Origin of the sequence: Pseudoalteromonas sp. S3260, assembly GCF_005886925.1 — a bacterium.
Classification (GTDB): Bacteria; Pseudomonadota; Gammaproteobacteria; order Enterobacterales; family Alteromonadaceae; genus Pseudoalteromonas; species Pseudoalteromonas tetraodonis.
The window spans coordinates 1-8979 of record NZ_PNCV01000131.1 but is presented as its reverse complement, the minus strand read 5'-3'; the positions used below and the strand labels follow the sequence as shown (position 1 = coordinate 8979).

Below are 8979 nucleotides of genomic sequence, written 5' to 3'. Positions count from 1 at the left end.
ATGCCAAACAGGCGCTGCCCGAAGGGTTCTGCCTAGGGGCGATTTACTCTTTGTTGCCTACATGGATGTAGGTAAGGGGCGTGAGCAGGACGCGGAAGCTTTGCTCGGTTTTTACTTAGCCCACTAGGTTACAAACCTCGCGCCGCGATTAAACCGCCCCTAGTTTGAACAAATTTTAATCCGCAAAGGTCAACAGACCCTAGCCTCTTTAGCAAACTCTAATTTAGGTTCCAAGGATGAAGCATTTCCCACAAAGACATTTTTTCCGTTGTGCAGCCTTATTGTTTGCGCTCATTTTTAGTGGCCAGAGCACAGCAAGCAATCGTTACTATGCCGATAACACATTGGAACCCACTACAGGGTTTGCCTGGGACTGGAGTGCAGGAGCTGGTTATTACATAGAAGATTCTTATTTGGTGGGGATGAATTCTTATGATGTTGGCGCCGAGTTAGATTTAAGCCTTGCGGTTTCTTACGATAATTTTTACCTTGATTTTGATCATAATCAACTCAGCGGTGGACTTGTTTTAGGCTATAGCTTAATTAACAAATACGATTGGGGCCTTGATTTATTAGGCACTAATTCCCAAGCCGGGTTTGACGAACAAGGCTTAGGTATTTATAACGATGGCATTATTGAGCCACTGCGCGGTATCAAAAAACGTAACTATGATTTTGATACCGGCCTTCGATTAACACGTCGATTTGAAAACTCACAAATTTCCCTTGAATACTTACATGACATATCTGGTGCTCATAATGGCTGGGTGGCAAACGTATTTTTTAGTCATATTCAGCCTTGGCGTAATTGGGAGTTTCGCTCTGGTATTGGCCTAAGTGCCTACTCTGCAGATTTTACAAACTATTATTTTGGTATTGATAGCGATGAAGCAAACGCAACTCGCCCTATTTATCAAACCAATGCCAGTACCAGTATTATGTTTGAATTTCATGCTGAATATCCCATTAATCAAGATTGGGTCTTTTTAGCAGGCTGGTTAACGACGTGGTTTTCAAAAGAAATTGATGACAGCCCAATTATTTCCCAAGGATATCAACACAAAGCCAAGGTAGGCGTGCGTTATGTACTTTAGATTTTTTTACTGTTTATTGTTTAGTTATTCAGGCTCTTTGCTGGCAGCCCCAGTGCAAATACCTTCTCAATTGAGTGCAGTACCTGATACCTGTGTGGCCTTACGTGAAGGACGTCACTGTTACGCCGATGTTGTTTTGTCATGGCAACAAGTAGAAGTGGGGAATTATTGTCTACGCGATGCCACCTCAAAGTACATTATGCAGTGCTGGCTTAAACAGCGACAAGGTTCGTTTAATTATGCCTTTGACTCAACGCAAAGTATTTCGTTTGAACTATTTGACAGTAATACATCACAAGTCATTGCCGTCACAGAAGTAAAATTACAATGGGTGTATCAAAATAGGCAAAAAAAGCGGCGTTGGCGGTTATTTTAGTCACACACTATAAACATTATGATAGCTAAACATCATTTAGGTATGCGAAGAAAGCTTATGGATAATTACGGTACTATTTTACTGGTTGAAGATGATATTTCTCTTGCACAATGGGTCACTGAGTATTTAACAGAGCAAGGCTATGTTGTACACGTATGTCATCGAGGTGATGAGGTAATAAGCCAAGTAAAACGTTTAAACCCACAACTTATTTTACTCGACATTATGCTGCCAGGGCTTGATGGTATTAGTGTATGTCGTGAGCTACGTAGCTTTTATCATGCCCCAATTATAATGCTTACTGCCCGCGATGAAGAAATGGATGAAGTCATTGGGCTAGAAGTCGGTGCTACCGATTATATAATAAAACCAGTACGCCCTCGCGCATTGCTTGCACGCATTAAATCTGCCTTGCGCTACAGTAGCGACACGCCTAAAACCGATGATCAAGCAAATATGATCAATATCGGTCAATTAAGTATTAATACCGAGTCACGCAACGTTACCCTTAACCAACAGGATGTGAACATTTCAAGCGCAGAGTATTTATTACTGCATTACTTAGCCAGTAATGCTGGACAAGTTGTTTCCCGCGATGCGGTGTTTAAAGCAACCAAAGGCAGGGAATATGATGGCCTAGATAGAAGCGTTGATGTGCTTATTTCTGCCTTGCGTAAAAAGTTTAATGATGACCCACAAAAACCAGAAAAAATTAAAACCATTTGGGGACGTGGTTATTTGTTTGTGACTACAGCGTGGTAAGTTTTAATGCCTGAGTGCTTAAAATAATTAGTGCGATAGTAATAAAAGTCACTTCAATACACCCAGCCTATTATGGAATAGCATCAATGAAAAAGTTTTATATTTCACTACTAGGCAGTGCGCTGCTTTCAATTATTGTTTTAGGTTGGCTTATTGATGCATTTAGCCAACAAGCGCATGCGCCTTTGGATGAGTTTAGCGTTCAAAGCCAGATTATTGTCGGGTTAAGTAAACAGCTCACGACACTAAAACCCGATGCTCGCCCACAACAAGTAATAAAACTAGCCGCTGACTTTGACCTTATACTTAACTACAAATTAAATCAGTCGCTGGCACTGCCCTTAGCGCTATTAGATAAAATGCAAACCCAAGGCGGATTAATACTCGAAGACGAGCAAGGCTTTTATATGCTCTACACAAATGATGAGTTAAGTCCTTATCATTTAACCATGCGTTTAGATAAACCCTATGAGGCCACACAACGAAACGATATTATTTTAACGCTATTATTTTACACTGGCTTATGTGTTTTTATGGGTTTTATTATTACCCCTTTAGCAAAGCGCCTTACGGTGTTAAACGAAGCAGCAAAGCAATTTGCATCTGGTAATGTTAAAGCGCGTATTACCCCCTCTCGATTTACCTATATAAAAGATGTGGAACTGACCTTTAACCGTATGGCGAGTCAAATTGAAAAGCTAGTTGCTGAAAACAAGCTAATGGCCTCCAGCTTATCGCATGATATTAGAACTCCAATTGCTTGCTTACGCTTTGGTGTCGACGCCGCTCTTGATAGTCATGACGAGAGTAAAATAAAGCATTATTTAACTCGCATGGAAACCGACTTGGATCATATGGAGTCAATGCTAAAAAGCTATTTAACGTTTGCTACTTTAGAGCAAAATGCGAATAAGCTTACTTACTCATCAGCAAACCTTAAACAATACCTAAGTGATATTGTATTGCAACTTGAGCCTAGAATAACCTCTCGCTCGCTTAATATTTCTTTAGAATGTGATGATCATACCGTTTATGCTGACTTACATTGGCTGGCAAGAGCAATCACCAACTTAATTAATAATGCCTGCGACTTTGCAAATCACAGCATTCAAGTAACCGCTTCAGTACAAGAACGTTTTCTGGTGGTGAACATCGCCGACGACGGACCAGGCATTGCTCAAGAAAATAATCATAAAGTATTTAGCCCATTTTTTCGTGAACGCAGCCACCGTAATCGCAGTGATAATAGTTATGGCTTGGGGTTAGCAATCGTCGCCAAAGTTGCCGATTGGCATCATGGCACCGTAAAAGTGAGTAAAAGTGAACGACTCTCAGGCGCCTGTTTCACATTAACTATCGCTCAGTTTGAACATTAATCAACAATGCAAAGATGCTCAATACAGCTGATAAACGAAATATAATTAAAAAAATTGTGCTATTTATAATCAAAATACGCACGTCTTATTTATACACCTAAATAAAACGCAATAATTGTGCAACAGAGACAAATAAGCACTTTTTATTTAATTACAATTCCAGTAGATTGTCACGGCGTCGAAAAAATAGAGAAGCAGAATAATATGAGTGCAGTAAGAGGTGAGTTTAGCTCCCGCTTTGGTTTTATAATGGCTGCGGCAGGATCAGCTGTTGGCTTGGGTAATATTTGGGGTTTTCCGACTCAAACAGCAAGTAATGGGGGCGCTGCATTTTTAGTCGCGTATTTAGTGCTGGCTTTCTTTTTAGCTTACCCCGCGCTAATGGCAGAATTGATGATAGGTCGCCATGGGCAAGCTAATGCGGTCTCTTCATTAACTAAATTAACCACGCGACCATGGCAAAAACAATTTGCCTTTGCTGTCGGTTTTGGTGGTATTTTATGTGCTGGATTTATTTTAAGTTTTTATGCCATTGTTGCCGGTTGGATGTTAAGTGCCACTTTAGAACCGGTAACCACATTGGTCGGCGCTGATGCCGCCTCTTTATGGTTAAGTGAGCAATCGCTTACTCGTAATATTCTTTTCACTGTTTTATTTATTATTTTAACTGTTGCTATTATCAGCCGCGGTGTAGAAAACGGCATTGAAAAATGGTCTAAACGCTTAATGCCCGCTCTGCTCGGTATTTTGTTTGCCCTAATCGCCTACGTGATGACTCAAGAAGGCGCTGTTGAGGGGTTAAAAGCTTACTTAGTCCCTGATTTTTCTTCTATTTTTGACCCTACATTGTTAGTGAGTGCCTTAGGCCAAGCTTTCTTTTCATTGTCACTGGGCACCAGTGTGATGATTATATATGGCTCATATATCAGTAAAAAAGAAAACCTTGTGTCCCTTGGCGCGTATGTAACCTTAATTGATGTGTTTATAGCGTTTGTAGCGGGTTTATTGATCATCCCTGCTATGTACGTGGCACAAGCGCAAGGTGTTGAAATATTCTCTACAACTACAGGTAAACTTCTCTCTGAAGATACTCTCGTATTTCAGGTATTGCCTGCCTTATTTGATGGCATGGGTGGTGTAGGTTTATTTGTTGGCTTTGCTTTTTTTGCATTGATGAGTATTGCCGCACTAACTTCATCTATTTCCATGCTAGAAGCGCCAGTGTCGTACACGGTAGAGCGCTTTGCGATGAAACGCGTTCAAGCAACATGGCTAATAGGCGCTTTAATTGCCATAGTGAGCATTACCATAGTGTGTAACCTAGGCACTTTATTTGGCTTGGTGATCACCCTAACAACCAAAGTTGCACAACCTTTATTAGGGCTTATGTGCTGTATATTTGTAGGTTGGATCTGGTACAGATCGTCACTACTAAAAGCGATTCAACAAGGTAACCCTGAGGTGCATAATACGTTATTTTGGAAAATATGGCCTTGGTATACCAAGTTTGTATGCCCTGTTGCGATTAGTTTAGTGTTTTTGCACTCCCTACTAAGCTAGTTAAAAGATGCATAAAAAAGGCCCACATCAGTGGGCCTTTTTAGTGGAGCAATATTACTGCTTTAAAATCATATCCTGATGGGGTATACCATCTTCTATATATTCATCACCAACACACTCAAAACCAAATGAGCGATAAAAATTCAGTAGGTAGGTTTGTGCGCCTATGTAAATATCGCGAGTAGGCCATTGCGCCTTGCAACAGCTGATGGCTTCGTTGACTAAGTGCTTACCCAGTCCAGAGCTTCGCTGTGATTGAGCAACCAAAACACGCCCTATCGCACTGTACTGAGCATCTTTTTCATAACAACGGGCATAGGCATGCACCGATAGCCCATCAAGTAAATAGACATGACGTGTAGTATCTGCGATATCGTGATCATCAAGTTCGGGGTAAGGACATGCTTGTTCTACAACGAATACGTCGACACGTTCACGCATGATTGAAAATAGAGTCTGGGGGTCGAGCGCTGAAAGTGGCTCACATTTAAACGCCATTAAATACCTTTTCTATTGCAAAGGCTTACCTAAAGTAAGCCCCTAAAACGATTAAGCAAATAATCGCTCTAACTGATCACATAACTGCGATAAATTAACATGGTCATGCTCTATGGTTAAATCAACATAGCCATCACTTCTAAACGCTCTGTCTAATTCAATTAATACATGGGTTTTATGTGCTTCAGGAATAAACGACAACTCTATTTCTTTTATGCCAAACAAACTGCGACTATTAGGCTGATACTCAAGCTCTTGATAACACCCCGACACAGATTGAAAAGTAGGAGCACGTAAATGGCCTTGTTCTACATCGGCTTTAACTAAACTAAAACCAAGCTTTTCCATCGCTTGCATGCATGTTTTAACCGCCTCATTAGGATAAATGTGTAAATGGTCTTTATCTGTTGGGTCAAGCGCAAGGTCAATATCAAGGCCGGTTTCTAACCATACATAAGATTGGTTATAACCTGCATTAATTTCGGTTATAGGCGTCTCTGAGTGTAAACGGGCTTCAAACGGAATAGTTCTTACTTCACCGGGCTCAATAATACCAATATCGGTAATGCGCCACTGGTCAATCACATGATTAGTGAAATAATCACCGTCTTCACTCGCCACTTTTACACGGGTAACTAACATTAAGTCTAAACCGGTAATTTCTTGGCTCACATCGCCTGCAGTAATTACAATTTGCGCGTTAAATAATTGCCCTGGCTGAAGATGCTCGGTCTCTAAAATAGTATCTACTTTGGCGGCACCAATGCCTACCGATGCTAAAATCTTTTTAAACATATTTTCTCCTTAAGCTAAGCAACTCTAATGTTTGCTTACGCTTAAACTCCTTCGTTATGGCATCTTAACCACATTTAAAAGCTCTTGTCAGCGAAAAACTGCTATTTACATGCTGTTTACCATAAAACTAGCCATATATGTGCATTTTTTATACATTGAAGATACTTTACCTCTGCATAAACTGACAGTAGCAATCATTTGATAAATACTCACTATCACGCAACTAACTGCGTTAAATAAGTAGATTAATTGTCAATAAGCATTGTTTTTCGCTACACTACAGTGCCTAAAAAAGTGGTATTAATAACTATGGAACTAATTTATTTTGCTACCGCCTTCGTCTGCGGTTTTGGTATATACCAGCTAAAATTGCCGCCACTTATCGGCTTTCTTATGGCTGGATTTATTCTTAATTTAGCGGGTTATAAAAGCACGGAACTGCTGGAAACAATTGCATCTTTAGGGGTTACACTGCTACTTTTTAGTATTGGCCTCAAGCTTAAAATTTCAAATTTAATAAAACCTCAAGTCTGGGCTCCGGCCACCTTACATATAATTCTAAGCAGCGCTTTATTTAGTGGCTTTATGCTACTACTGGGTGTTTTTGCACTGCCATTATTCGTCGATTTAAGTTGGCAAAGTGCGCTGTTAGTTGGTTTTGCTCTGAGCTTTTCAAGTACCGTATTTGCGGTAAAAGTTCTTGAAGAGCGCGGTGAAATGGCAAGCCTGCACGGTAAAATAGCCATTGGTATTTTAGTTATGCAGGATATATTTGCGGTTATATTTTTAGCGGTCAGTACCGGTAAGTTGCCGAATATTTGGGCCTTAGGGTTAATTATTGCCTTACCTTTATTTCGCCCTGTTATGTACTGGGTGTTAAACCGCTCTAAACATGGTGAGTTACTGCCGCTATTTGGGTTTTTCTTTGCCTTAGTAGCAGGTTATAACGCCTTTGAATTTGCAGGTCTCAAAGGTGATTTAGGTGCTTTGATTGTAGGTATGATGTTCGCACCACACAAAAAAGCCGGTGAATTGTCTAAGTCATTGCTTAGCCTAAAAGATATATTGCTAGTTGGCTTTTTCCTAAGCATTGGTTTAAGTGCAGAGCTTACTGCCCACTCCTTAGTCGTCGCTTTAGTGCTGGTATTAATTATTCCAATTAAAACCCTGCTTTATTACATACTAACCAACCTATTTAAACTTCGTGCGCGTACCTCTTTGTTAACAGCATTTAGCCTAGCTAACTTTAGCGAATTTGGTTTGATTGTGTGTGCAGTTGCCGCATCTACCGGCATGGTTACCTCTGAGTGGCTTGCTGTTATTGCGATTGCGGTGTCGATCACCTTTGTAATTGCTTCTCCTTTAAATAAACGCTCTAACGAGCTATACGTTAAAATTGAACGCTTTTTATTAAAGTTTGAAAGCAAAACCCGCTTAGCTGAAGAGCTCCCAGTAAACTTAAATGACACAAAAATTGTTATTTTTGGTATGGGTAGGATTGGCACAGGTGCCTATGAAACAATAAACGCAACTCATCCGGATGTTGTTGCAGGTATTGATATTAAGCCTGAGGTAGTTGATAAGCATGTAAAGCGAGGTCGCCGAGTATTAATTGCCGACGCCACCGATCCTGATTTTTGGCAACGTGTTAACCACTCCCACGTTGAAATGGTAATGCTAGCTATGCCTAAGCATATGCAAAATATTTTTGCCTTAGAGCAATTACAAGCATCGGGTTATAAAGGACAAGTAACGGCGATTGCCAACTACCCCGATCAGCAAAAAGAATTAGAAGAAATGGGAATAGACTCTACTTACAACTTTTACTTAGAAGCAGGTAGCGGTTTTGCAGAGCATGTAAAGCAAACCCTGTTTCCTTAATAGGGTTTAGATGCAAATGGATTGCATTTACATTCCTTTACATCTGCGTATTTTATTGGTTTAAAAATAAGGTAAAATGACTGTGTTGGTTTAGTAAAGCTAATACCTAAGTGTGTATTTAAATAAAAATATACACAACTGGACCCCTTGCTTTTAATTAACCAATAAGATTCTCAAATTAGAGGGCCTACTCCCTCTATCAATAGGCTGTTACTTGCCCGTTACAGCCTACTTTATTTCTTTATTATCCCTTACACTTAACACCTCTACTCATAAAAGATGTCAATAATGGATCCTCAACAACTTAAAGTCGCCATAAATACCATTATGCCGTTTGGTAAATATGCGGGACGCCCCTTACTTTTGCTGCCTGAGCCTTATTTAGTGTGGTTTAAACAGCAAGGCTTTCCTAATAACAAGCTCGGCTCTCAACTTGCAATGATGTACGAAGTGAAGCTTAATGGTTTAGAGCAAATGTTGATGCCATTACTAGAAAAAAATAGTAAATAAATAGAACTTTTCTATAAGTGGCCTGTCTATCTATTTGCTACTTGTTGATTTTTTGGTTTTAAACCGCAAAAAAGCGCCTTTAAGGCGCTTTTTTATTGTGTGGAATTTACTAGGGTCTGTTGACCTT

9 protein-coding genes are annotated in these 8979 nt (G+C 40.0%); 7 read left to right on the top strand and 2 right to left on the bottom strand.

Annotation, left to right across the window (positions count from 1 at the left end; all coding sequences use genetic code 11):
* Positions 1–236: 236 nt before the first annotated feature.
* From CWC14_RS16565 to CWC14_RS16545, 5 genes are all read left to right on the top strand, one after another.
* Entirely contained in the window at positions 237–1094 is an 858-nt protein-coding gene (locus CWC14_RS16565; protein ID WP_024602061.1) for a MipA/OmpV family protein, read from the top strand.
* Entirely contained in the window at positions 1084–1470 is a 387-nt protein-coding gene (locus CWC14_RS16560; protein ID WP_138563973.1) for a DUF3019 domain-containing protein, read from the top strand. Before CWC14_RS16565 ends, CWC14_RS16560 begins: the two co-directional genes overlap by 11 nt.
* Positions 1471–1527: 57 nt before the next feature.
* Positions 1528–2232: a response regulator gene (locus CWC14_RS16555; RefSeq protein ID WP_028834012.1), complete on the top strand. Its 705-nt coding sequence runs from the start codon at positions 1528–1530 to the stop codon at positions 2230–2232.
* Positions 2233–2318: 86 nt separating this feature from the next.
* Positions 2319–3608, top strand: a complete 1290-nt coding sequence (locus tag CWC14_RS16550) for a HAMP domain-containing sensor histidine kinase (RefSeq protein ID WP_138563971.1) — start codon at positions 2319–2321, stop codon at positions 3606–3608.
* Positions 3609–3812: 204 nt separating this feature from the next.
* On the top strand, positions 3813–5168 hold the full coding sequence (locus CWC14_RS16545; protein WP_138563969.1) for a sodium-dependent transporter: 1356 nt from the start codon (positions 3813–3815) through the stop codon (positions 5166–5168).
* A 54-nt stretch (positions 5169–5222) separates the two neighbouring features.
* On the opposite strand, the gene CWC14_RS16540 is transcribed toward CWC14_RS16545, so the two are convergent.
* Positions 5223–5666, bottom strand: a complete 444-nt coding sequence (locus CWC14_RS16540; RefSeq protein ID WP_138563967.1) for a GNAT family N-acetyltransferase — start codon at positions 5664–5666, stop codon at positions 5223–5225.
* A gap of 51 nt (positions 5667–5717) precedes the next feature.
* On the bottom strand, positions 5718–6461 hold the full coding sequence (locus CWC14_RS16535; RefSeq protein WP_013465509.1) for a sporulation protein: 744 nt from the start codon (positions 6459–6461) through the stop codon (positions 5718–5720).
* A 309-nt stretch (positions 6462–6770) separates the two neighbouring features.
* Here CWC14_RS16535 and CWC14_RS16530 point away from each other — a divergent pair, with 309 nt between their 5' ends.
* Entirely contained in the window at positions 6771–8342 is a 1572-nt protein-coding gene (locus tag CWC14_RS16530; RefSeq protein ID WP_024602056.1) for a cation:proton antiporter domain-containing protein, read from the top strand.
* A gap of 288 nt (positions 8343–8630) precedes the next feature.
* On the top strand, positions 8631–8852 hold the full coding sequence (locus tag CWC14_RS16525; RefSeq protein WP_138563965.1) for a DUF3820 family protein: 222 nt from the start codon (positions 8631–8633) through the stop codon (positions 8850–8852).
* The last annotated feature ends 127 nt before the right edge of the window (positions 8853–8979 follow it).